The following is a 22811-nucleotide window of genomic DNA, read 5'->3' as shown; positions in this document are numbered from 1 at the left end:
ACTCAATACGCTTATTCTTCAATCTATAAAATTTAATCAATTGAATGTTATTGAAATGTTAAATAATAAGCGTATTATTAATATCGATTTATGTCACTTCCTAATCGAGGTAATTTATGCCACTTTTTAAAGAAGCACTTATTGCTCTTTTTTTCTCAAATTTTAGTTGTTTTTCCCTTGCCAATGATCATCCCAATAAAGACTACATTCACTGCGTACCAGCAAAGGAGGGACATAATTGTATAGAAACGATAAATGGGAAAGCTAGGCAAAGTGTTTACGTTATTGGTTTAAAATTTTAATTTAATAGTCATAAAAGAGGGGTCATTAATAATTTAAGTAGAGTTATTTTCTATTTTGCCTACTTTTTTATGCCATGAGCCACTTGTTTTTCACAGATAAGCAAATTCAGATAATCATTCATAAAAATATTATCAATATTTAATTATGTTAGGAGAATAACTTATGAAATCACCCGTTCAAATCTTCATTATTATCATGCTGTTACTATTCTATTCTCTGCCTTCCTATGCGAACTTTGCTCAATGTTGTCACGGGTTTTCAACAGCCTATACAGTTAATAGATTATTAACTAGCAATAATAAAATAACGGCCGTTAATTGTAATGAAGAACCTGAATTATACACTATTCATGCGAATGATAATGATAGTACAAAATAAATTTGGCCTAGATTCACTTTTCATTAGCCATTTATTTTAAAATGACTTCGTTAAGTTAAGATAAATTATTATTAAAATTTCCGTTTGGTTAATCCTTTAACATATCGATAAAATGGAATTAAAGTTACATCAAACTATTACTTCACTTACGCTAACTAAGCTATTGATCTTTAGCAATGCTTTCTACTTCATATTGCTATGATTAATTTAATAAAATCCTTAATATAAGAAACCATCAAATGAAAATATGATGGTTCTTATATTAAAAATTTAGTGATGTTCATTTAATTTTTAATCTCTATTATCGACAATATAAAGAATTTTACCTCTAACAGAACGGATATATTGTATTGGGTCAACCTCTTTTACGACTAAATATCCTTGATTTAACTGTTTAGACTCATAAATATCTGGAATTTCTGTTAATTCTTTTTCTAACAATTTAATTTGCTGTGGAGAAAAAATACCTGTAGGAACCCACACCGTGATCACTTCCCTGGTATCTTTTGCAACCGATAAATGGATTTGGATACTAATATCCGCTGGATGAAATTTATGGACAACTGCAACAATCGTTTCATATTCAATAATATATCCCATAAAATTAAAACTAATATTATTTCTTTTAATATTTGTTAATCGAATAATATTACCTTTTAGACTAATATCTGCGCTATCGCCCAAATTATAACGTAATAATGGAATAACATTCATATTATCGAGGCTGGTTATTAATAATCGATCCTGATCACGCTCAATAAAAAATTGGTTTGTCAGTAATTCATAACTATTGTTATCCTCACCCAAACTAAAAGCGATTATCCCCGCTTCTGAACAAGCATAAGCACCAATAATATGCACATCATTACCAAAAGTATTTTTTATTATTTCCCTTTGATAAGCTTTCAGCGCCTCGCCGGCAAAAATAACTTTATTAATAGCAAGAAGTTTTTCTTTCTTTTGCATAACTTGAATAAATTGAATAATTTCACAAGGAATACCGATTAAAACATTCGTATTCACATCAATTAATGCATCAAAATGCTCACTTGCTAATACATTAAAATCACCGATCGAAATAATATTAGCACCACAAGCGCTCGCTACATTACTAAATAAGCAATGAGCGGAAAAAAGTAAGTTAATGGTAAAAAGATTAGCGCATGTATCGGTTGAGCAAAATATATTATATTCTTCACATCCTTTTACGTTATAAACATCACCACTCATTTTATAAAGACAACGTTTCAAGGTGCCACTGGTGCCACTAGTAAATCCAATAAGATAACTATTTTTACTATTAAGCAGATGGAGACTTTGATCATTTTTAGCCAAATAGCCTTTCTTTTCCATAACCGGGATAGATTGGCTAAATTGCTGATAAGTCCATTGACTTATTGCAGGTAACTGAAACAGAGTGGCTATTTTATCTTTTACGGTATTCCATACCATTTCTTCTTTATATATAGATAACATTTTTTCTCTCCATAAATGATTGTATTATTGTTTTTTATTTAAATTCGAAGATTAAATTCACTATGTTAATTTAAAATAATAAAAATAATTTATTACTAGGTAAAAATTAATTTTAAATATTTGATTATTATTTTATTATAAATTTAAATTTGTTAATAAAACTAACTTTTAGCCATATTAATGATATTTAAATATACCTGTTAATGTTGGTATATTAAATACTTTATTGTAGCACCCATTTATAATAGAAATCACTCCCAACAATGGTAATTTCATATAAAAAAAGATTAACTCATTATTAAATTTAATAAAGATGTTATTCAATCTAGACAAAATAATAAATTGTTATTAAAGTTATTAACTTTGCAGAATGACTTATTTAACCCATTTATTTATATTTCTGGCATACCTGATAAAAATTATATACTAAAGAATAAATAAATAATATTAATGTTGCTAGAGTTAGTGACATATTTTATATTAAAGGATCTGAGTGGTTACCTCTCAAAAATAAACAGCAACTAATAAAAAATAATAATAAAATAAATATGTTATAAAAATTTGTTTATTAGGCAAATTGATAAATCACTATAGTCGCCTAACATGATAATTTAATTAATCCTTATTAGTAAAAAAGAAGACAGATAACTTTGTAACTTACAATACAAATAATAAGGATCAATTTTGATAAATAATCCATACAAAAACCCAGCTAAAATGCTGGGCATTGATATTTACCATTACAAAATTAAACCACAATTTAGCTATTATTTTTTACCATACCCATGTGGATTCTGACATTGCCAACGCCATGCATCAGCAGCCATCTCTTGAATCGAGCGAGTGGCTTTCCATCCAAAATCACTCTCGGCTTTCAGTGGGCTTGACCAACATTCAGCAATATCACCTAGTCGGCGGGATTTAATTTCATAAGCGATTTTTTTACCACAAGCTTCTTCAAATGCTTTCAGCATCGCTAATACACTTGTGCCTTTACCAGTGCCTAAATTGTAGATATGTAAACCGGATTTTAAACCAACCGTTTTAAGCGCCGCAATATGCCCATCAGCGAGATCCATGACATGAATATAATCACGCACGCCTGTGCCATCTGGTGTAGGATAATCGTCACCAAAAATCATTAGTTTCTGCTGCCGGCCAATGGCTACCTGAGTAATATAGGGAGTTAAATTATTAGGTATACCTTGCGGATCTTCCCCCATGGTGCCGGACGGATGGGCTCCAACCGGATTAAAATAGCGAAGCAATGTAACCGACCAGCTATTATCAGCAAACTGTAGATCCGATAAACAACGCTCAACCATATATTTACTGCTACCATACGGATTGGTGGTATTGCCAATCGGAAATTCTTCGGTGATAGGAACCGTTGCTGGATCACCATAAACAGTGGCAGAAGAACTAAAAATAATATTTTTTATACCAGCTCGCTGCATACTACGCGCTAATACCAGTGTACCATTTACATTGTTATCATAATATTCAAGAGGTTTTGTGACAGATTCACCAACCGCTTTTAACCCAGCAAAATGGATAACGGCTTGAATAGAATGGTTGGAAAAAATGGTGTCTAACAATTTTTCATCACGCACATCCCCCTGATAAAAAACCGGACGACAACCGGTTAATGTTTCCATTCGCGTCAATACTTCACTGCTGGCATTACACAAATTATCTAAAATAACAGGCTGCATACCTGCTGCACACATCTGAACACAAGTATGACTACCAATATAACCCATACCGCCTGTTACTAATATTTCCACATTAACCTCTTTTTTCATTCATAATTAAATAAATTAGCCTACCGCTTGTTTGTCTCTATAACCGACAATAAGCATAATATTATACTCTTTGAGTCAATTATTTATCGATATAGCGGGCATTTTAGCGAATTAATCTGTCTCGCTATTCAGCAAGATAATCTCTTATACTTATAAATTAGCTATTATATTCATCAATCTTGTAACGGCCAGTATAAACTCAGTAGGCGACAATAATATTTATGGGATCACCATTGCTTATTAGTAAGGAAATGATTTATTGAATTTCAACCGGATCGATATGAATCATGACATTTAAGATAGTAGGATTTTCAAGTAATTTTTTTCTCGCGGCAACAGCAATTTGATGGCCTTGTTCTACCGTTAAAAGACCATTCACTTCAAGATGAACATCAACCAACAAATAATCACCAGATTTACGCGTCTTAAGATCATGAATATCAATCACCCCTTCCATTGCCAACAGCTGTTTACGGATAGCCGCAAGTGTCTGTTCATCAGCCCTCTTATCCATCAGATCGTTAAACGCTTGATAAGTAAATTTATACCCCATTTTAATAACCAGAGCACCAACAATTAAGGCCGCAATAGGGTCAAAGATCTTAATACCACATAAACTACCAACGATACCAATAGCAACCACTAAAGAAGAAGCTGCGTCTGAACGTGCATGCCAGGCATTAGCAACTAACATACTTGAATTAACCCTATTTGCCACACAAAGCATATAACGAAACAGACCTTCTTTAACAATAAGTGATAATAGCGCGACAACCAAAGCAATAATATGCACATCGGGAATTTCAGCTGGATTTAGTATTTTTTCAATCGCTTTCCATACCATGCCACCACCAACCACGAGCAAAATCGTTCCCAGTACTAAAGATGCCCCATTTTCATAGCGGAAATGGCCATAAGGATGATCGGCATCTGGTTGCTTATGGCTATGTTTATTAGCAATCAACACCACAAAATCTGCTAATAAATCTGATAATGAGTGAAGTCCATCAGCAATTAAACCTTGTGAGTGTGCCAAAAAGCCGATAATAATTTGCCATAAAGAGAGAAAAAAATTCACAACGATACTAATAATAGTGCTTTTTTTGGCAGCTTTAAATTTTATTTGTTGCTCATCGGAAACAAAAAGTGGATGTTTTTCTTTGCGGGGTTTAGTTTGTGTCATATTCAAATTCTAAAGTTAATTATTTTCAGTAAAATAAGGGAAAAATTAATAGTAAACCTTAAAAACAATATTGTTATTATTAATACTAATTTTATTCAAAAAAAATATTAATCTAGTTTTCTATAATATGACATAAAAAATGATATTTGTCTTGGTTTTTCATTTTAACATTCATGGAGTTCAATAAAGTATAATTGATAATTATTCGCTTATTTATTTCTACTACTATTTATAATTAAATAGAAATAATATTTATTTTCAATTAGGTTAATTTAGCCAATATAAATTACTTATTTTAAATATGCTTTGTTCATATTAAGTTAATTATGCAAAATAATAAGCAAATAAAAATATTACGACATCATTTTTTACTATTGCTACAATATAATTAAATAACAATATGATGCGAGGGTATCATGTATAATAAGATCTTAGTTCCTATCGATATTGTTGAGGATGAATTAAATCAGAAAGTGATTAAGCATGTTGAAACGCTGGTTTCGTTTAACCAATCCAACAAGCCAGAAGTCCACTTTCTAGCCGTGCTACCCAATTTAGAAATATTTTTTGGTATTGAAATTGCGGCCTTACCAGAGACTCAACAAGATTGCCAAGAACGCAGCCGAGTAGCACTCGAACTACTCAAACAGATCATCAAAAAAGTAAACATTCCGACTAAGCAAATTACCTACAAAATTGGCATTGGCCCGACAAAAGAGGAAATTCTAAGCTATGCGTCAGATATTGACGCCGATTTAATTCTTATTGCCTCTCATAGCCCCAATTCTTCTAGTTACCTACTAGGATCAACCGCAGCTAGCATTGTTCGTCATGCAAAAATAACGGTTTTAGTGGCTCGCTGAAACAAATCAACAATGACTGTAGCCATCTTAATTAAGATGGCTTATTGGTTAAATTAAAACGTTATTTGATCTCTGCACTATTTAATTTTTCCGGTGCTGACCATATGCGATATTTAACTTCCATATCCTTAGGCACATATACCACAATCGGTAATTTACTATTATAACGAACAATATTGCCATCACCGAGATGAGTGGTAATAAACTTCTTGGTTTGCTGTTTATCTGGGCAAGCCAGTAAGGTTGCTGCTGGACCGGATACTTTTTTTAATTCGTAATAGTCATAACCCCAACCTTTCAGCTCTTTTTTCTCAAAATCCCCACCAAACCAATGGTGATTACAATCTACCAGCATGGATTTACCAATAACCAGTTCCACCATAAAATTATTTTCATTTTCTTTTTTGGCGAGCTGAATAACATAACGGTGCATATCTTTCTCAGCGGTTGGATATGGTGCTATTTTGGTCAAATTATCATTTGCCATCGCATAGGGTGCTGCTAGGATAATTGCCAGTAATGGAAAGGTATATTTATTCATTGCCACATCCTACTTTATAAATAGTGATAAAAGAGATATTAACTATAACTGATAACAATAAGTTTTATGCTTAGCTAAATCAAAGTTCTATTTTAGTATAACTGTCGGGCCAGAAAGTAAAAAATCGTAAAGAGTAAATCAGTCCTTTATTTTGTAAATATTTTTAAAAATCAAATAATTATGTATAGCATTTAACAATGTAAATTATTGTGATTATGGTTATTAAATTTTAATTATTGTTATACTTAAATTGCCCCTCAATAATTTTGCCGGAGGTTATATGTTGTTGTCCGATCAAGAGTTGTTTTCCCACCTAAAACGCTTTCATCCACGCTTCCAATCACTATTTGAAAAACACCATCAACTGGATAAACAGATCACTGAATTAGAAGGCCCAAATGGCGCAGGCTATAATGATAAAGTCATCAAATTAAAAAAAGAAAAGCTTCATTTAAAAGATGAAATACAGCGTATTATTCACCAACAAATTAGACTTAAATAACGCCAATCCGCCTGCTGAAACAGCAGGCGTGTTAATCCTCACGACGTGTTTACCTATCAATTAGCGCGCTTTTTTAACCATTGCTGCTGATTGAGCCGATAAAGAATATGTTCCTGTAAGGGATGAGCCGATGGTAACGCCGGATGTAAAAAATTATGCGCATCTTTTTCCATGGCTAATTTTTTCATCAAACATTCAGAAGGGTGATTAATCTTAGCGGTAAAAGAGATAATTTCCTGCATTTGTCGCTGTCGAAAAGCAAAATCTAATACGTGATGGGCGGCTTCATAAGCCAAGCCTTGCCGCCAAAATGGCTTAGCAAGCCGCCAACCAATTTCAATGCAAGGCATAAAAGGAAGAGCATAAGCAGGAATATTGAGTCCAACAAAACCAATAAATTGTTTCTTTGCTCGTAACTCGACTGCCCACAATCCCCAACCTTGCTGTTGGATAAACTTTTGCCTAATACTGTCAATGAATGCATCACTTTGTATTTTTGAAAGTAAGTGTGGAAAATAACGCATAACATCAGGATCGCTATTAAGACGATGGAAAGGATGTCGATCCGCTTCTCGCCATTCCCTTAATATTAGACGAGGAGTGTTTAAGATAATAACCATGCACTAACTACCGATTGAAAAAGATTTTACCATCAATATGACATGGCATTTTATCGTGTTAGCAGAAAAATGCTCATTTACTTTTAGGTAGATCTTCAATGGTTTCTAATTTAATCACTTTTTCAGAGTGATGCTCAATTTTTTCAGACTGACCAATAAATATGCCACCACGCTTAATTGACATATGACTGACACGACTGATCCCGCGCAATTCGCCATGTTCCAGGATATCTAGATTAATTCCCAAGCAAGCGCCATCAACTAAACCATCAATAATCATATCAGGCGCTTCAATTTCACCTTCAATTTTACCACCCTGCATGATGTGAATTGTCCCTTCCGTTACTGTGACATTACCTTTAATATGTCCCCAGATATGAATATCACCTGAAATAGTAATGTTACCTTTAAAAAAGCTCTCTTCTGAAATAATTGTTACATCTTTTTGTTTAGGATCGCTTTTTTTATCACCTTTCATCACAAATATATTTGTATCTGAAGTATCTGACTTTTTATTTCTAAACATCGAGATCAACCTCACTCTTATAACGATAAATTGCAGGATGAGAACGAATGAAAAAACTAAAACAAAAAACCATGTCTTCGCAATCATATTTGTTATATACAAGACCACGACTAGTACCCATAGGAACCAGATAAAATAAAGACACAAATTTTCTCTATCGCTAAATGTTTTCATTCTTATCTAATAAACTCATTAATGATACCTAACCAGAAATTATGCAACTGAACTACTAGTATAGAATATCAACTGGCGCTGGTATTGATATAGTGATTAACACGACAGAAAGGCAATTTATATTGAAATTAATAGCAGACCAAGGCGTTATTGAAACTAACGGTAAACAAAGTAAAAATCCGCATTCCCTATTAGGATATACATAAATCCTTATGCCTTATTTAGCTCTGAATACCGTTAGGGCACTCACTATAAGATGATATTATGCAATGAAATATCAAGTTTACGGTAAAGATTTATTACATTCCGCTGGCTTTAGTCAAATTAGCTAAAAATTGATCTAACTAGTCCTGTTAGTTAATAAAAATAGTTAAAATAATACTAATCAAGGATAAATATTCACCTTCTTACTGAGTCAGCCGTATGGCAAAAGATAAACAAGATGAAAGCTACTATCGTGCATTCATGTCACATCGTTATGTGAGCCGTCGCGGATTGTTGCGAGGATTATTCAGCGCCAGTAAGACATTTATCCCTGACCTCACCAATAAGACTATCGCTCGCCAAGTTGGCCGCCCACCACAAGCGATTAGTGAAACTGATTTTCTGCAACAATGTATTGGCTGCGACAAATGCCTGCAAGCTTGTCCCTATGGCCTAATCTCAATTAATCATAATCTGGCCGAGATCAATATTGATTTTTGCTACTGCACGACAGACAACTGTTTAGCCTGTACGCCAGTTTGCCCTACCGGCGCGCTCAATCAGCAAATAAAACCCGATACCGCACTTTGGCCAGATATCGCTCAATTTTGCTTCGGTCGCCTTGATAATAGTTGCCGTTTATGTGTCCATAATTGTCCACAACAAGCGCTCTCGTTTTCAGTAGCAAATGAGCCGATAATTGATGAAGTAAAGTGTGATGGTTGCGGTCAATGTAAAATTGCTTGTATACATGGATTGCTGACCTTAAAACCCAGTCTACCACAATTAACGAAAATTTAACTTAAAAGAACATAAACTAAAATCATAGACTGTAATATAACTAACTTTATAGCAAGGTAAAACATATGCATATTAAACGAGCAACTACCAACGACTTTGCTCAATTAATCTTAATTTGGGAAAATTCGGTACGGGCTACCCATGATTTTCTGCTAGAAAAAATGATCGCCACATTACGACCGCTAATTTTAAATAATTATCTACCCAATTTGCAGGTTTATATGTCTGTGGATGAGCAAAACAGTATTACCGGTTTTATGGCTATTGAACAGAATCGGTTAGAAATGCTATTTATCGCGCCCACTTTACGCAGAAAAGGCATTGGCAAAGCACTGCTGCAATATGCGGTAACCCATTTCGCCGTCAATGAAGTCGATGTTAATGAACAAAATAAACAAGCGATAGATTTTTATCAACAGCAAGGTTTTAAGGTTTATGATCGCTCTGAATTAGATGGCGAAGGCAACCCTTTTCCATTATTACATCTGCGGCTGGGAGATTCTAATATTGGCAATCTGGAAAACAGGGTTTCGGCTGCAAATTGATAGTGAGCTTTTTTTTATTCTCAATAACTTGCTGATAAGTTGCCTGGATAAATTGACTATCCGACCAGGCTAAGGTTGCCTGTAGATAAATTTTTTGCTGCGCTTGGTAGATTTCAGATGCAGTAAAAGTAAAAGCGAGCGGTAGTAAATCTAAGCGGTATTGTAAATGATTAATGAGCAATAACCGCCCATTAGTTTGGGCGTAAAAGCGAATATTAACCTCTGCGGTTTTATATAATCGCACAGGCATTGTGACTTTACCCGTTACAACTTTTTGTAACGGATCATTTGGTTGATAATGAATACAACCATTTAAACAGCATAGAGCAACTAATATAGCGTAATGCTTCATAATACTTCTATGTGGCGTGTAGCCAGAGATGGGTGATCTCCTTGCTGTAAACGTGCCAAATGCTGTTGTTGCTGTATAGTTAGATCAAGCATCAGCGCAGATAATTGGCCTCTACTTTGATTTACCTGTCTATCTACCGATACACTTCTGCCATTGAAAGGCTGAGATGAAATAACCGACTCACTATAAGATGCATTCTTTAAAGTTACTGGCTTGATTAGCATAATTATTATACCTTCATTCCTTGAAATTGACCTTTATAAACTGCCTTTTTTACCGGTTCACACAATAATTCCTGCCAAAATTCGGCATGATCCAGTATTGACGTCAAACGATGTTCAAATTTATCTAATGTCAAATTGGCTATCGTTATTTGACTATATAATTGTATTTTTAAACTGGTTTCGTCGAAACCAAAATGCAGATTAAATTGATACCAGTAGCGATTAAAACTGGCTAACTGACGAAAAATTCCCTCACTAACTTCTGATAAATCAGCAATATCTATCTGCAACGCAAGCAATTCTTGTTCTTGCAGAAAGATACAACAAACCTGTAATTTTTCATCAAAGCGTAACGCCGCAATTCCTTCTTGATTAAGCATCAATAGTGGCAATTGATATTTCTGACTAAACTGGCCAAAAATTTGATCAATGCAATCTTTAACGTCCATATTTCTCTCCCGGCAATTTAGTCATAAGCTAACCTGTGAATTGTCATTTTTCTGTCAAATATTGCTACTTTTTTACTAAAAAAAGGCAGAATATATTGATATTCTGCCTTTAACTGATATTAATAAATATTAAGCAGCCGGAGTGGCAGCCCGTAATGCCTGAGATTGTCCTTGAGAAAGCTGAATCATCAATTGATTTAGTTTCGTGGTTAAACCGTTCAAATAATCGGTTTCATTACGACTTTTTTGCTGCACTTGCTGAGCACTATTTTCTTTAGCCTGTTCTTGCGTGACGGTCTGTTGAGTTTTTATCTCCTTTGCGCTACTAAATTTATCAACGAATGAGCTTCCTTGCTGAAGTGCCGAGTTAGCTAAATCAAACCACTTTTGACTCGCTGCGCTAGCATCATTCAACGTTTTCAATTGCAGGTTATCAGCTTTATTCAGATCCTTTAATTTAGCTATTTCAACTTTCAAATTATCTTTTTGCTTGACTGATAATGTTTTATCTTTCAGTTGGCTGGTTTTGGTCTTAACCAGTTCGGTACGTTCATTAATTGATTGCTGTAACGTATTTTTCTGCTGCTGGGTTTTATTGGCTTTAAAAGTTGATATCGCACTTAATGCGGTCATGCCAAAGTTTAATACCCCAGAAACAATCGATAAGGCTAACTGCCAATCTGAGTTTTTGTCCATCTCCTGCGCTTGTTTTTTCTGACTTTCTGCTGCCGCAGTGGCCTGATTACTGGCAACAGCATCATTTGATTGGCGAACCTGTTGCTGGGCTTTAACCAGCAAAGCAATACAATCCATCATTTGCGTGGCAGTACTTAACAATTGACTGGCATTAATTAGATCCAATTTAGGCGCCGCTAATTTGACACCGTCAGTTGATTGTTTTGCCGCTGGCTGAGTTTTTGGTAACGTCTGTATTTCGATTTTGTTTACAGCCTCACTTTTTTTGCCGCTGTACTTTTTACCACGGGTGCAGCATCGTGAGTATTAGCCAGTGGACGTTGGTGCACATTATTATTGATAGTAGCCATATTAATCTCCTTATTAACAGCTAATGACAGCCAATTAATTTCTATTAAATTGTTTTCGGGCGCACTGCTAACTCACGCAATACTTCACCTTTTTCATGGATCATCTGCGTCAGTGTTTCCATCACCTGCTGATAATCATCGGTCATTTTTGCTAACTCACTATTGAGTTTATCTAAAATACTTTGACTCATGGTCATCACACTTTCGAGCATTTTAGCATCGGCTATTTTGTCACTGGCAATACTATGCGTGATGGAACTGGCCAGTTGTGACGCAGTTTCTCCAACATCAGCGACTAAGTTACCGACCTCTAAACCTGTCTTAACATTATTGGCCACCGACTGAGTTGTCGCCGTTACACCGGAAGAGAGCATACCAGGCAATTTAGCGGTAACCTCAGCCGCTTTACCGCCAATTTTGGCGCCAACTTGGGCAATGGCGGTCGCAGCTGGCCCGCCAAAACTAACCGCAATGGAAGCAATACCCACGGCAATTTGTATTCCCATCAAGGTCGGCCCTAACCATTTCATCGTTTCAGGACTGATCAACCCAGCGGCAGCCGCTTCTTGGACAATTTGGTTAGCCGCACTGACCACCGCACCGGCAATCATTAATGCGCCAGCAACCGCACCGACACCCGTGGCGACCAAAATAGCACCGACAACGGCCGAAACAGCGGTACTGATCCAACCAAATATTTTGGCGGCCAAACCCGATTTTTGCGACTGCTTTACGGCATCTTCCGATTCTTGAATTTTAGTCTGATTTTCATCCATTTTTAACGCATTTTGCTGTTTAATACGTTGAATATCTTCTAATTTCAATTTTTGTTGGTTAGTCTGTAATTCACTGGTCACTTTACTTAATTCCACCTCGAACGAGGCGGGTGAAGTTAATGCCAGCGAAAGTAGTTTCAGTGATGATTTCACATCAATTGCCGGTACTACCTCCTGTTGCAAAACATTCAATTTTGCTAACAGTGTGTCACTATTAGTTGATTTTGCAGCTAAATTGGCATTCGGTTCTGGCAGTAATACACGATTAGGTTGCAATGATGGCTTTGTTGCTGATAAAGCTGGACTTTTTTCCAATGCAATATTAGCTGTGCTCTTTTTTGCTATTGGCGTAATAGGGCTACTATTAACCAGGCTTTGAACACTACTGGTATCCGGTTTAGTGGTGATTGCGCTCATTTTGCTGCTCCCTTTTTATATTAATCACTTCCAACATGGTTTCAACCTGTAAGATAATATCCTCATATTCCGGCTTATCGGTGGCTAATAAACGCGCAGATTCAAAACCACATTGCGCGCCATCGAAATCACTCAATTGCATTAAACATTCGGCGGCGTGAAACGGAAATCGGGGATCATTAACATCTAAAAAAGTGGCGAAGCTATAAGTTTCTAATGCCGCACTCCAATTTTCTGTTGCTTGGCGACAAGCGCCTAGACCTAAAAAGAAACGGCTATCATAATGATCTAACATACACAGCAGTTGAAAAACCGCCATTGCATCTTGTTGTTTACCGGATTGATAAAGATTATAAGCTAGGGTATAAAATTGCTCTAGCTCGTCAGCAGAAACCTCTTTCAACATCGCGAGGGTGCCACCGCTAGTTAGAAAAGACTCAATTTCCTGTTCCATATTGCCTGCTGTGGTTTCCATTTGCTGTTCCATATGCTTTCCTTAAATTGCTCTCAGAATATCCTGGATAACTGAGTCATATTTTTGAATAAAACGATTGAGTGCTTCGATGGCGGCGTTATAACGCCCACTGATATCACTCAATCGAGTGGTTTTTTCATTAATACTGTCAGACAATGGCCGAGAACGATCACTGACCATAGTAGAAAAATTAGCCAGACGATTATTATCCTTATCATATTTATAAGAATTCTCTACCCGACCCATCGCGCCACTCTTTTTATCGGCACTGAGTAAAAACTGTTTTATCGTCACTGTCGTTGAGGATGGCGCGATTTTTTGCAATAACTGGTATTCAGCTTTAGTTTTAAATTCTGCCATTGATGAATAGCCATAAAGCTGATAATTCATTAAATTGATACCATTCTGATCGGTATTAATTGTTTGTGAACTGGCTGCTGATAACGCGCTATTAATTTCCGACTGAATAACACTATAAATTTTCATCTCAGCGGAAATTTCTTCCAGTTCAATTTTTAATTCTTTACGTTTATCATCGTGATACACCATGTTTTTGGCAAACACAGCAATAATATCTTCATCCAAATTGGCATAAGAAAAGTAGCTTTCAATCACGGTTAACAACATATTTGCTGATACCAAGGAAGCACCTTGTCGTTGATTATCTAACTTGGCCATAAAATCTTGAATATCATTTTCGGCGTCAGTTAAATTTTTTATATTGCGTGGCAGCGCCAATTGAAAAATCTGACTAAATAATTGTTTTAATTTATCTCTGTCGGCAGCAATATTGGCATCTAAGGTTTGCTTACCACCAGCCACAGATTGATCTAATTCTACTTTTACGCCTGATTGAGCTAATTTATTGATAATTGCATTGGTTATTTTATTAATATCCGGCGTCGCGGTTGTCGGTGCAAAAAGATTATTGATATAATTTTGGTTTGTTACGTTATTAGAAGATCCATTTATGGTAGCCATAATTATTCCCTGTGATTAAATAATAAAATCATCCTCACATTAAATTTTATTAAAATAAGTAAGATTAAAATCTATTTATTATTTCAATCTAACGTAAATTTAATAACTATTCTGTCAGTTAGCGGATAATATTTTTTTAATTTTATTATCTTTTAAACTAATCACTTTACCCACTGCTAATTCAAACCAGCCGCTCTCAACTTCAATGGCGCCGGTCCAGCGTTGATAAAATTGTTGTAATCGCTGTTGCGTTAAAGGTGATCGGCTTAATACATTAACTTGACCATATAAAGTATAGTGTTCACCTAATACTGCTTTTACAATATCGGCCAAAATATATAATGGTTTAAATGCATTACCTAAGCCTAAATTTTTTTCTTTTCGTCTTAACATTAAAATCCATATTCGGCTGCCTTCACAACGCCAGGCAATTTCAATATTATTAATTACGGTAAAATAACCTATAGGCCAATGGCTTTTTTGCCAATAATAGGGAGCGATAAAATAGCCTTGTTGTTTAAAATAATTATTTAAGGGATCGCTATTCATAATAATATTTTCCCCAATGGCTGAATATTAATTTTATTAGTTAATTCTTGATAAGATAAAATCGGTAATTCATTAAATTCATTTTCTAATAATTTACGCACATAACGACGAATATCCATTGAAACAATTACCACCGGTTTATTAGCCAATTTTTGGATATTACCCACGGTATTGCGTACATTTTCAATCAGCTTTTCACTGACATTAGGTTCCAGTGCTAAATAACTGCCAGCATTGGTTTGCCTTATACTGTCGCGAATAATTTCTTCCAGTTGTTGATCAAAGAGATAAGCCGGTAAAAAATTATTACCACTGGCATATTTATAACAAATATACCTTTTCAAACTACTGCGAATATATTCCGTCAATTGCACAATATCTTTCTCTTTTTGTCCCCATTCAACGAGTGCCTCTAATATGGTGCGCATATTTCGAATAGAAATATTTTCACTGACTAAACGTTGTAATACTTCAGTGATCCGATAAAGCGGTAGTAGACGTTGTACCTCCTTGACCAATTCACTATAGTGAGACTCCATCTTCTCCAGTAAATAACGCGTTTCTTGGATGCCAATAAAATCAGCAGCATACTCTTTCAACACAAAAGATAAGTGCCAGGTTAATACCTGTGACATAGTGAGCACCGATAGATTTGAGCGTACTAATCGCTCTAAATATTGTTCTTCCACCCAAAGCGCTCTTTTGCCCGTTAACAGCATGTCGCCTTTTTCATAGGGAATAGCTAACAAATTGAGCTGTTTCTCATTCTCTTGTACCAACAATTTACCCGCTTTTAATATCCCTCGCGTCACAGGTACTTCCTGTAATTCAAAAATATACTCGCCCTCTGCCATGCCATCATTAAATCTTAAGTAAATACCGGGAAAGGGTACCCCCAGATCTAAATAAAGCGCCCTTCTTACTCGCATTAATTCTTCATTAAACGCCACGGCTTCTAACTGTTCTTTTAATTTAATATCCAAATCAATTAATAGCGGTACCGTTAAAGCAAATTCTTCCTGTCGTTCTAATTTATCGTTTTTTAACGGCGCACTATTTTTCTTTTTGATCGCCGGTGCGCCGGCACCTTGTTTGATCAAGGTATTAATATCACTCGGTGGTTTTTCCGCGCTTTGCTTATTTTGCCTAATTAACCAGTAACCACCCGCTGTCATCAATGCCGCTAAAATAAAAAAAGTGATGGTCGGAAAGCCGGGGATCAAGCCAAATAACACTAATAACACGCCGCCAATAAAAATCGCTTTTGGTTGCGCGATAATCTGTTCGCCAATATCTGAGCCCAAATCGGCGGAGTTTTCTGATGAGACGCGGGTAACGATAATGCCAGAAGTGATGGCGATCAATAACGCAGGTACCTGCGAAACCATACCATCCCCAACCGTCAAGATGGAATAAAGGCTTAGCGCATCTGAAGCACTCATACCACGCTGGCTGACCCCAATGGCAATACCGCCTAGAATATTGACTAAAATAATGACAAGACCGGCAATGGCATCACCCTTGACAAACTTCATGGCGCCATCCATTGAACCAAACATCTGACTCTCTTTCTCAACCTGACTGCGCCTTTCGCGAGCTTCGTCCATATCAATAACGCCTGCCCGCATATCACCATCAATACTCATTTGTTTACCCGGCATCGCATCAAGGGAAAAACGAGCACTCACTTCGGCAACACGCTCTGAACCTTTGGTAATGACTAAAAATTGCACAATAGTAATAATTAAAAAGATCACAATACCGACGATCAAATTACCGCCAACCACGAATTGACCAAAGGTATAAACAATTTGTCCTGCATCGGCTTGTAATAAAATCATTCGCGTCGTACTGACCGCTAAAGCTAAACGAAACAGGGTGGTGACTAATAATAAAACCGGAAAAACCGAAAACTGTAATGGCGAAGTGATATAAACCGAGACCATCAACAACACGACTGAGATAGTCATATTAATCGCGATTAGGACATCCAGGATCACCGTCGGCAATGGCAATACCATCATAAATACGACAGCAAGTAGTAAAATAGCTAACATAATATCTTTACGTTGGCCAAGCTGTTGCAACAGCTTTATTCCTTTATTCATCAGTTAGATTTCCATAACAGATAATTCTGATAGGCCTGTTGCGCCTTTTCCTGTTGTTCCATCATCAAATAGGCCTGTGATTCACATAACCATAGTTCAGCCTCATTGATGTTAGCGTTTTTTAGCTTTACACAATGCGTCAACACCTGTTCAGGCAGATCAAGTTTTAATAACTCTACAATAAGCATTTTTCTGGCTTGATAATCATCTGGTGCCATTTTTAACAATGCTTCAAGCAATATTTGACTACGAGTCAACTGGCCATATTGCAGTGCTAGCCATCCCTGGAGTAACAAGGCATTTTGGGTAATAGGATCTAAAATCAACTTTATCCTCGATGCAGTAAGCCGGTTGCCAGTTCCAATTGCCGTTCTAGACTGGCCAGTTCCATTAATAGGTCATAAGCGACCTCCACTTCTGGCAAATTAACAGCGGCTAATTGTTGTTTGAGACGTGCCATGGTTAATTTAAAAAAAATAGGTGTCATTAATAACGGCGTAATTAACTTAGGTGTTACATAATTTAATAATGTCGCCTCTACACAAAAAGTCGGATATAGATGGGAAAAATGTGCCTCTACCGCTTGACCATTCGGCAATAACAAAACTTGTTCTATTTCGTTATGCTCGACAATTTCGCTGGAAAAATGGTCGCTAATGGCCGTTATTGCTGATGGTGAATCTAACCTATTTATTTTTCTCATATGCATTGTTCATTATTTATTTTTTGGATATGAGTATAGAGTTAGATAATCTCGCTGGATGTCATTAGAAGTCGCTATTTTTAATAGCTGGCCGGAATAAAAAAAACGCGCCAAAAACTAAACATTTATTGCTGTTGTTCCGATATGTTTTGCATTGAGGTAAACAATGCAAAGCAAGCTTAATCTTTATTCTATTCCAGAAAAAATGCTAGCGGCACTGAGAACATGCCGGCCAGTACTGCTTAGAGGGCGTGTAACAGAAGTTACAGGTACCTTGATCACTGCTCAATTGCCTGGTGTTAAAGTGGGTGAGCTATGTAAATTATACAATAGTGATACCGGTGAATCGTTAGATGCAGAGATTATCGGTTTTAAACAACAACAAGCTATCCTTACTCCGTTTGGCGATACGCGCGGATTATCTATTTATACGGAAGTATGCCCAACAGGAACTAGTCACTTAGTTGGCGTTGGCCGCCATCTATTAGGCAAAGTACTTGATGGATTAGGTAATCCCTTTACGGCCGAAAATTATATTGAACCTGAACAATGGTATCCTATCTACCGTGATGCTCCCGCCCCCATGCAACGAAAATTAATCGAAAAACCACTTTCCCTGGGTATCAGGGCGATTGATGGTTTATTAACCTGCGCAGAAGGGCAAAGAATGGGCATTTTTGCCGCTGCCGGCGGTGGCAAAAGTACCCTGTTCGCCTCTCTCATTCGTAGTGCCGATGTGGATGTAATAGTCCTGGCATTGATTGGTGAGCGCGGGCGCGAAGTGCGCGAATTTATTGAGGAGGATTTGGGTGAAGAAGGATTAAAGCGCAGCGTTTTAATTGTAGCAACCTCTGATCGCCCAGCCATTGAACGCGCCAAAGCTGGTTTTGTCGCGACCAGTATCGCCGAATATTTTCGTGACCAAAATATGCGCGTATTGTTGTTGATGGATTCAGTGACTCGTTTTGCCAGAGCGCAACGAGAAATCGGACTCGCTGCCGGTGAACCTCCAACCCGACGAGGTTTTCCACCTTCCGTTTTTGCTGAACTACCACGCTTAATGGAGCGTGCCGGCCAGTCTGATAAAGGCTCGATCACGGCCCTTTATACGGTGTTGGTTGAAGGTGATGATATGACTGAACCGATTGCCGATGAAACCCGTTCAATTTTAGATGGGCATATTATTCTGTCACGAAAATTGGCCGCTGCCAGCCACTATCCTGCTATTGATGTTTTACGCTCAGTCAGTCGCGTGATGGATCGGGTTATTAGTCGAAAACATCAACAACAAGCACAACAGCTAAGAAAATGGTTAGCCAAATACGAAGAAATAGAATTATTGCTACAAATTGGTGAATATCAGCCAGGTAATGATCAATTGGCCGATGAAGCGATCAAACGTTATCCACAAATTCAAAGCTGGCTTTGTCAATCTACTGATGAAAAAAGTCGCTATGAACAAACCCTTAGCCAATTAGATGCAATCAATCAATGATATTTTCCCATTTATTAAAAATTAAACATTTAAGAAAGCAAAAAGCAGAAAAACAGGTTTTACAGGATAAAAAACAACTGACTGAACAACAACAACAATTAAAAATAACTAAGCAACAATTACATATGCTGTACCACAACCATAAAGAGCGGGAAGAAAAATTTTTTCAAGCGCATCAGCAAAAGGCTATTTCTGCCGCCCAATGGCATCACTGGCTGGCACAACTGCAATACTTTCAATGGCAAAAAGACAATTTAATTAAAGATATGGCAATACATACCGATAAAGTTAATCAATTAGAAAATCAACTTATAGAATCAAGAAAAAAGCTCAATTTTTGTATACAGCAAACAGAAAAATTTACTCAACTAACACAACAAGAAAAATGTGCGGTTGAGCAATTAAACGAACAACGAGAAGAACAAGAGCAGGAAGAGTTTGTTAGGTTATCTATAGGGAAATAATATGAAAAAACAGCAGGTCAGTCATATATTACATGATCGACAACCGCAGTCTTTGCCGCTACCATCAACGACCAAATTACCATTAGAAAGTGATCCTGTTTTAAAAAAGAGATTTGAATCAGCGCTCAAATTAGCCGGTTCAGCGACGCCTGTCTCCCCTTTAGAAGCGGATAAAAACCTCTCCGCAGTGAGTTATTTATTAGTTGAGCATTCCTCAGAGGACGCTCACCCGTTCAGCCAGGGAATTAAAAAAAAATCAACCGCAAAGGCAGAAGATAAAGCACGCCACAGATTATCTATCGCTACTGAGGAAATAGCGGACAATTGCGATCAAGCCTATGACAATCCACCCTACACCATTATTGCCCATACAACGGCAACTAAAATCGACAATAATGACAAATTACCGCCATCTTCTAGCAAACAGAAGCAGCCAATAACACATTTGGCTAATCCGCCAACGGATAAAGCGGGGCGAAATAAGCCGCTAAAAGCACCACTATCAGCGAATACGTTATCTGCCAATCCAATAACCAATCAACCAATCAACCAATAACATCGGCTGATTTAGCAAAACCTATCGTAAACTTGCCAACAGGTGAGCAAATAGTGCTGACTTATCCAGCCAACAAACAACAACCACTTAGCACAAAAAAAATATCATCGGTCGCTGATCCAAATAAAATCATTGATCCAATGGCGGCGCTTTTCCCGCCAGAAAAAAAACCGCATTCAGCTAATAAAGCGCAAGATAAAGGCAAACGGCAGGAAAATAGGATTGAACCACCCAGTTTACCCGCCGTCTTATCGGCGGCAACGACAACAGAAAAAATGTTGGCCACCGTCGATAATGAAAAAGCCCCAGCTTCGTTACTTAATACCCTCTTTAACAAACTCAATGCGGTAATCAATGTCGATGTCAACAAAAACTATCAGCCACCAATTATCCAATTAAACTTACCTCAGATTGGACATCTACAAATTAAAATTCAACAAGAACAACAAAATATTATGATCGAATTTGTCGCTCAGACAATGGGACAAAAGATATTACTTGACCATCGACAAGATCTCATTGACAAGTTACAACGCATTCATCCTGATCAACATATCCAACTCGTCATTTTAAATGATCAACAGTCAAAAGAGCGTTCAAAAGATCAGCCACAATCATCCGATGACATTGAAGAAGAGATGATTTAATGCAGACACCCACATTGCCTATTATCAATGAACAAGAGTTTCAGCTTAGAAAATGTTTTATGCAATATCGTCATCATTTTAAATTTGCTGAACAATTATTAACATTAACACTGGAACAAGCAGATGCTAACTATAATCTAAAGCTAACAATACTATTAAAAAATACCACGATTATCGCTTACTGCCATCAATCTAGCTTAGTTTACTGGTTATCTGAAGCATTAGACAGCGCCGATTTCAGTTACCTACCGCTCGAGTTACAACTGAGTTTATTAAAAGAACATGGAAAATTTTTTCCCTCCTTACAGTGGCTGAATATTGAGTCACTGCATATCACCGAAGCTAAATTAGGCATTAAAGGCCATTTCAATATGGCAGGTAAAGCGCTTTCACTCTGGTTTCCGCAAATCGAAGCTATTCAGCGCTTATTACCTAAACGGCGATGGGCAGAAAAATATCCGCTGGTAGTCAGTTTATCAATATGCATGGTTCCCATTTACCTAACGATAAATACCCTTAACACGTTGGAAATAGGCGATATCCTGTTACAACCTCATTACGTAAAAAAACATCAACAACTGGCTTATATTGAACATTTACCCTGGGCATGGGTTTCTTTGTCTTCTCACCAATTGGAACTTATTAATATGTATTCTGAAACCGATAATTTAGCTAATCAGTCACTAACTAACTTAGAAGAAATACAAATTCCTATTCGTTTTGAAGTGGGGAGACAATATATTGAATTACAAGCTCTCACTCATCTTAGCGAGGGATCATTGATTGATCTTGCAGTGCCCGTTAATGGCGACGTCAGAATCATCGCCAATCAACAACCGCTAGGCACAGGACAGTTGGTCGAAATTCAAGGAAGATTAGGTATCAAAGTCGTCGAATTATTTGCTAAAAAAACCGAACCCTTATTTACACAGAGCGAAGAGTTAAGCCCGTTAACAAATCTAAGCGATGAAAATGGGGAACTCTCCTCATGAACCAACTACCTGATGAATTATCGCTGATTATTGGTTTAATTTTATTAGCATTAATTCCGTTTATTGCTGTCATGGCCACTTCGTTTGTCAAAATGGCGATGGTTTTTTCATTGCTACGCAATGCACTAGGTGTGCAACAAATACCCCCTAATATGGCGATTTATGGTTTATCCATCATCCTTACACTTTATGTTATGGCACCTGTCGCACTCGCAACCAAAGATTTTCTTAACGAAAATCCGATCTCTTTATCGGCAAACGCTTCTCTCGAATATTTTTTTGAGGAAGGTACTAAACCTTATAAATCTTTCCTGACCAAACATATTAACCCCAGAGAAAAAGAATTTTTTAACGAAAATATTGCTAAATATTGGCCCGCCAAATATGCCAATAGCGTGTCATCAGATAGTTTATTTATCTTATTACCTGCTTTTACTATTAGTGAGCTGACTCGGGCCTTTGAAATTGGTTTTTTACTCTATCTACCCTTTATTGCTATCGATTTAATTGTGTCAAATATTCTATTAGCAATGGGAATGATGATGGTTTCACCGATGACAATTTCCTTACCCTTCAAATTACTTCTTTTCGTTATGTTTGATGGCTGGAGCCGTCTGAGTCACGGGTTAGTATTAAGTTATGCTGGGTAACATTAA

At 36.7% G+C, this 22811-nt stretch carries 28 protein-coding genes; 11 read left to right on the top strand and 17 right to left on the bottom strand.

The genetic code is table 11. From position 1 onward, the window contains the following. Positions 1-465 precede the first annotated feature (465 nt). Positions 466-681 (top strand): hypothetical protein, encoded by a 216-nt coding sequence (locus G468_RS0105810; RefSeq protein ID WP_026822325.1) that lies wholly within the window; start codon positions 466-468, stop codon positions 679-681. 291 nt (positions 682-972) lie between these two features. Here the strand turns inward: G468_RS0105810 and G468_RS19850 are convergent, their stop codons facing one another. From G468_RS19850 to G468_RS0105795, 3 genes are all read right to left on the bottom strand, one after another. Next, positions 973-2157, bottom strand: coding sequence for an AMP-binding protein (locus G468_RS19850; protein ID WP_051296966.1), 1185 nt, complete (start codon positions 2155-2157; stop codon positions 973-975). Between the two features lie 767 nt (positions 2158-2924). Beyond that, the gene (gene galE / locus G468_RS0105800; RefSeq protein WP_026822324.1) at positions 2925-3944 is read right to left on the bottom strand and encodes a UDP-glucose 4-epimerase GalE; all 1020 of its coding nucleotides are present in this window, start codon (positions 3942-3944) and stop codon (positions 2925-2927) included. Between the two features lie 274 nt (positions 3945-4218). Next, positions 4219-5145, bottom strand: coding sequence for a cation diffusion facilitator family transporter (locus tag G468_RS0105795; protein ID WP_026822323.1), 927 nt, complete (start codon positions 5143-5145; stop codon positions 4219-4221). A gap of 416 nt (positions 5146-5561) precedes the next feature. Here G468_RS0105795 and G468_RS0105790 point away from each other — a divergent pair, with 416 nt between their 5' ends. Further along, positions 5562-6008 carry a universal stress protein gene (locus tag G468_RS0105790; protein ID WP_026822322.1) on the top strand — a complete coding sequence of 149 codons (447 nt, stop codon included), beginning with the start codon at positions 5562-5564 and terminating at the stop codon, positions 6006-6008. A gap of 61 nt (positions 6009-6069) precedes the next feature. Here the strand turns inward: G468_RS0105790 and eco are convergent, their stop codons facing one another. Beyond that, a complete protein-coding gene (eco, locus tag G468_RS0105785) occupies positions 6070-6549 on the bottom strand; it encodes a serine protease inhibitor ecotin (RefSeq protein WP_026822321.1) in 480 nt (159 codons plus the stop codon). 280 nt (positions 6550-6829) lie between these two features. Between eco and G468_RS0105780 the strand changes: the two genes are divergently transcribed. Next, positions 6830-7051, top strand: a complete 222-nt coding sequence (locus tag G468_RS0105780; protein WP_026822320.1) for a DUF465 domain-containing protein — start codon at positions 6830-6832, stop codon at positions 7049-7051. 56 nt (positions 7052-7107) lie between these two features. Here the strand turns inward: G468_RS0105780 and G468_RS0105775 are convergent, their stop codons facing one another. Both G468_RS0105775 and G468_RS19845 read right to left on the bottom strand, forming a co-directional pair. Continuing rightward, on the bottom strand, positions 7108-7671 hold the full coding sequence (locus G468_RS0105775; protein WP_034249383.1) for a GNAT family N-acetyltransferase: 564 nt from the start codon (positions 7669-7671) through the stop codon (positions 7108-7110). Between the two features lie 73 nt (positions 7672-7744). Further along, positions 7745-8197: a bactofilin family protein gene (locus G468_RS19845; protein WP_034249382.1), complete on the bottom strand. Its 453-nt coding sequence runs from the start codon at positions 8195-8197 to the stop codon at positions 7745-7747. Positions 8198-8794: 597 nt separating this feature from the next. On the opposite strand from G468_RS19845, the gene G468_RS0105765 reads away from it, so the two are divergent. Both G468_RS0105765 and G468_RS19840 read left to right on the top strand, forming a co-directional pair. Then, a complete protein-coding gene (locus G468_RS0105765; protein WP_026822317.1) occupies positions 8795-9376 on the top strand; it encodes a 4Fe-4S binding protein in 582 nt (193 codons plus the stop codon). Positions 9377-9441: 65 nt separating this feature from the next. Then, positions 9442-9921 (top strand): acetyltransferase, encoded by a 480-nt coding sequence (locus G468_RS19840; RefSeq protein WP_051296965.1) that lies wholly within the window; start codon positions 9442-9444, stop codon positions 9919-9921. On the opposite strand, the gene G468_RS22310 is transcribed toward G468_RS19840, so the two are convergent. The 11 genes from G468_RS22310 to sctX form a co-directional block, all read right to left on the bottom strand. Next, complete coding sequence (locus G468_RS22310; protein WP_051296964.1) at positions 9878-10273, bottom strand: YscW family type III secretion system pilotin; 396 nt, start codon at positions 10271-10273, stop codon at positions 9878-9880. The two genes, G468_RS19840 and G468_RS22310, sit on opposite strands and share 44 nt — an antisense overlap. Next, positions 10270-10497, bottom strand: coding sequence for a hypothetical protein (locus G468_RS0105750; protein ID WP_026822316.1), 228 nt, complete (start codon positions 10495-10497; stop codon positions 10270-10272). The genes G468_RS22310 and G468_RS0105750 overlap by 4 nt, the downstream gene beginning before the upstream one ends. A 5-nt stretch (positions 10498-10502) precedes the next feature. Continuing rightward, on the bottom strand, positions 10503-10946 hold the full coding sequence (locus tag G468_RS0105745) for a type III secretion system chaperone (protein ID WP_026822315.1): 444 nt from the start codon (positions 10944-10946) through the stop codon (positions 10503-10505). Between the two features lie 129 nt (positions 10947-11075). Beyond that, positions 11076-11879 carry a type III secretion system translocon subunit SctB gene (gene sctB, locus G468_RS0105740; RefSeq protein ID WP_246067442.1) on the bottom strand — a complete coding sequence of 268 codons (804 nt, stop codon included), beginning with the start codon at positions 11877-11879 and terminating at the stop codon, positions 11076-11078. Positions 11880-12036: 157 nt separating this feature from the next. Continuing rightward, positions 12037-13185, bottom strand: coding sequence for a type III secretion system translocon subunit SseC family protein (sctE, locus tag G468_RS19830; RefSeq protein ID WP_051296963.1), 1149 nt, complete (start codon positions 13183-13185; stop codon positions 12037-12039). Beyond that, positions 13166-13672: a SycD/LcrH family type III secretion system chaperone gene (locus tag G468_RS0105725; RefSeq protein ID WP_071846853.1), complete on the bottom strand. Its 507-nt coding sequence runs from the start codon at positions 13670-13672 to the stop codon at positions 13166-13168. The genes sctE and G468_RS0105725 overlap by 20 nt, the downstream gene beginning before the upstream one ends. A 9-nt stretch (positions 13673-13681) precedes the next feature. Beyond that, entirely contained in the window at positions 13682-14641 is a 960-nt protein-coding gene (locus G468_RS22305) for a virulence-associated V antigen (protein ID WP_051296962.1), read from the bottom strand. A gap of 114 nt (positions 14642-14755) precedes the next feature. Then, entirely contained in the window at positions 14756-15190 is a 435-nt protein-coding gene (locus G468_RS0105715) for an LcrR family type III secretion system chaperone (protein WP_026822312.1), read from the bottom strand. Further along, positions 15187-17298, bottom strand: a complete 2112-nt coding sequence (gene sctV, locus G468_RS0105710; RefSeq protein ID WP_026822311.1) for a type III secretion system export apparatus subunit SctV — start codon at positions 17296-17298, stop codon at positions 15187-15189. The genes G468_RS0105715 and sctV overlap by 4 nt, the downstream gene beginning before the upstream one ends. Next, complete coding sequence (gene sctY, locus G468_RS0105705) at positions 17298-17624, bottom strand: type III secretion apparatus assembly chaperone SctY (RefSeq protein ID WP_034249380.1); 327 nt, start codon at positions 17622-17624, stop codon at positions 17298-17300. Before sctY ends, sctV begins: the two co-directional genes overlap by 1 nt. 2 nt (positions 17625-17626) lie before the next feature. Continuing rightward, entirely contained in the window at positions 17627-18001 is a 375-nt protein-coding gene (gene sctX, locus G468_RS0105700) for a type III secretion apparatus assembly protein SctX (protein ID WP_026822309.1), read from the bottom strand. 166 nt (positions 18002-18167) lie between these two features. On the opposite strand from sctX, the gene sctN reads away from it, so the two are divergent. Genes sctN through sctR form a run of 6 tightly spaced genes read left to right on the top strand, consistent with a single transcriptional unit; the run spans position 18168 to position 22805 of the window. Then, positions 18168-19496, top strand: coding sequence for a type III secretion system ATPase SctN (sctN, locus tag G468_RS0105695; protein ID WP_026822308.1), 1329 nt, complete (start codon positions 18168-18170; stop codon positions 19494-19496). Then, a complete protein-coding gene (sctO, locus tag G468_RS22300; RefSeq protein WP_051296961.1) occupies positions 19493-19960 on the top strand; it encodes a type III secretion system stalk subunit SctO in 468 nt (155 codons plus the stop codon). Before sctN ends, sctO begins: the two co-directional genes overlap by 4 nt. Position 19961: 1 nt before the next feature. Further along, positions 19962-20516 (top strand): hypothetical protein, encoded by a 555-nt coding sequence (locus G468_RS0105685; protein ID WP_026822307.1) that lies wholly within the window; start codon positions 19962-19964, stop codon positions 20514-20516. A 53-nt stretch (positions 20517-20569) separates the two neighbouring features. Then, on the top strand, positions 20570-21163 hold the full coding sequence (locus tag G468_RS0105680) for a hypothetical protein (protein ID WP_026822306.1): 594 nt from the start codon (positions 20570-20572) through the stop codon (positions 21161-21163). Beyond that, a complete protein-coding gene (locus tag G468_RS0105675; protein ID WP_026822305.1) occupies positions 21163-22155 on the top strand; it encodes a FliM/FliN family flagellar motor switch protein in 993 nt (330 codons plus the stop codon). The genes G468_RS0105680 and G468_RS0105675 overlap by 1 nt, the downstream gene beginning before the upstream one ends. Further along, positions 22152-22805: a type III secretion system export apparatus subunit SctR gene (sctR, locus tag G468_RS0105670; protein WP_026822304.1), complete on the top strand. Its 654-nt coding sequence runs from the start codon at positions 22152-22154 to the stop codon at positions 22803-22805. Before G468_RS0105675 ends, sctR begins: the two co-directional genes overlap by 4 nt. Positions 22806-22811: the final 6 nt, after the last annotated feature.

The organism is Arsenophonus nasoniae DSM 15247 (assembly GCF_000429565.1).
GTDB lineage: Bacteria > Pseudomonadota > Gammaproteobacteria > Enterobacterales > Enterobacteriaceae > Arsenophonus > Arsenophonus nasoniae.
Note: the sequence above shows the minus strand (reverse complement) of the source record. Positions and strands in the feature narration are given on the sequence as shown.

Coding starts and splice junctions, on each gene's coding strand:
- G468_RS0105750 (WP_026822316.1), bottom strand. CDS start 10,497: ATGCTAATCAAGCCAGTAACTTTAAAGAATGCATCTTATAGTGAGTCG.
- G468_RS0105685 (WP_026822307.1), top strand. CDS start 19,962: ATGAAAAAACAGCAGGTCAGTCATATATTACATGATCGACAACCGCAG.
- G468_RS0105790 (WP_026822322.1), top strand. CDS start 5,562: ATGTATAATAAGATCTTAGTTCCTATCGATATTGTTGAGGATGAATTA.
- G468_RS0105675 (WP_026822305.1), top strand. CDS start 21,163: ATGCAGACACCCACATTGCCTATTATCAATGAACAAGAGTTTCAGCTT.
- sctR (WP_026822304.1), top strand. CDS start 22,152: ATGAACCAACTACCTGATGAATTATCGCTGATTATTGGTTTAATTTTA.
- G468_RS0105775 (WP_034249383.1), bottom strand. CDS start 7,671: ATGGTTATTATCTTAAACACTCCTCGTCTAATATTAAGGGAATGGCGA.
- sctN (WP_026822308.1), top strand. CDS start 18,168: ATGCAAAGCAAGCTTAATCTTTATTCTATTCCAGAAAAAATGCTAGCG.
- G468_RS19850 (WP_051296966.1), bottom strand. CDS start 2,157: ATGTTATCTATATATAAAGAAGAAATGGTATGGAATACCGTAAAAGAT.
- G468_RS0105715 (WP_026822312.1), bottom strand. CDS start 15,190: ATGAATAGCGATCCCTTAAATAATTATTTTAAACAACAAGGCTATTTT.
- sctO (WP_051296961.1), top strand. CDS start 19,493: ATGATATTTTCCCATTTATTAAAAATTAAACATTTAAGAAAGCAAAAA.
- G468_RS19840 (WP_051296965.1), top strand. CDS start 9,442: ATGCATATTAAACGAGCAACTACCAACGACTTTGCTCAATTAATCTTA.
- G468_RS0105810 (WP_026822325.1), top strand. CDS start 466: ATGAAATCACCCGTTCAAATCTTCATTATTATCATGCTGTTACTATTC.
- G468_RS22305 (WP_051296962.1), bottom strand. CDS start 14,641: ATGGCTACCATAAATGGATCTTCTAATAACGTAACAAACCAAAATTAT.
- G468_RS22310 (WP_051296964.1), bottom strand. CDS start 10,273: ATGAAGCATTACGCTATATTAGTTGCTCTATGCTGTTTAAATGGTTGT.
- sctX (WP_026822309.1), bottom strand. CDS start 18,001: ATGAGAAAAATAAATAGGTTAGATTCACCATCAGCAATAACGGCCATT.
- G468_RS0105725 (WP_071846853.1), bottom strand. CDS start 13,672: ATGGAACAGCAAATGGAAACCACAGCAGGCAATATGGAACAGGAAATT.
- sctE (WP_051296963.1), bottom strand. CDS start 13,185: ATGAGCGCAATCACCACTAAACCGGATACCAGTAGTGTTCAAAGCCTG.
- G468_RS19845 (WP_034249382.1), bottom strand. CDS start 8,197: ATGTTTAGAAATAAAAAGTCAGATACTTCAGATACAAATATATTTGTG.
- G468_RS0105745 (WP_026822315.1), bottom strand. CDS start 10,946: ATGGACGTTAAAGATTGCATTGATCAAATTTTTGGCCAGTTTAGTCAG.
- sctV (WP_026822311.1), bottom strand. CDS start 17,298: ATGAATAAAGGAATAAAGCTGTTGCAACAGCTTGGCCAACGTAAAGAT.
- G468_RS0105795 (WP_026822323.1), bottom strand. CDS start 5,145: ATGACACAAACTAAACCCCGCAAAGAAAAACATCCACTTTTTGTTTCC.
- G468_RS0105765 (WP_026822317.1), top strand. CDS start 8,795: ATGGCAAAAGATAAACAAGATGAAAGCTACTATCGTGCATTCATGTCA.
- G468_RS0105780 (WP_026822320.1), top strand. CDS start 6,830: ATGTTGTTGTCCGATCAAGAGTTGTTTTCCCACCTAAAACGCTTTCAT.
- eco (WP_026822321.1), bottom strand. CDS start 6,549: ATGAATAAATATACCTTTCCATTACTGGCAATTATCCTAGCAGCACCC.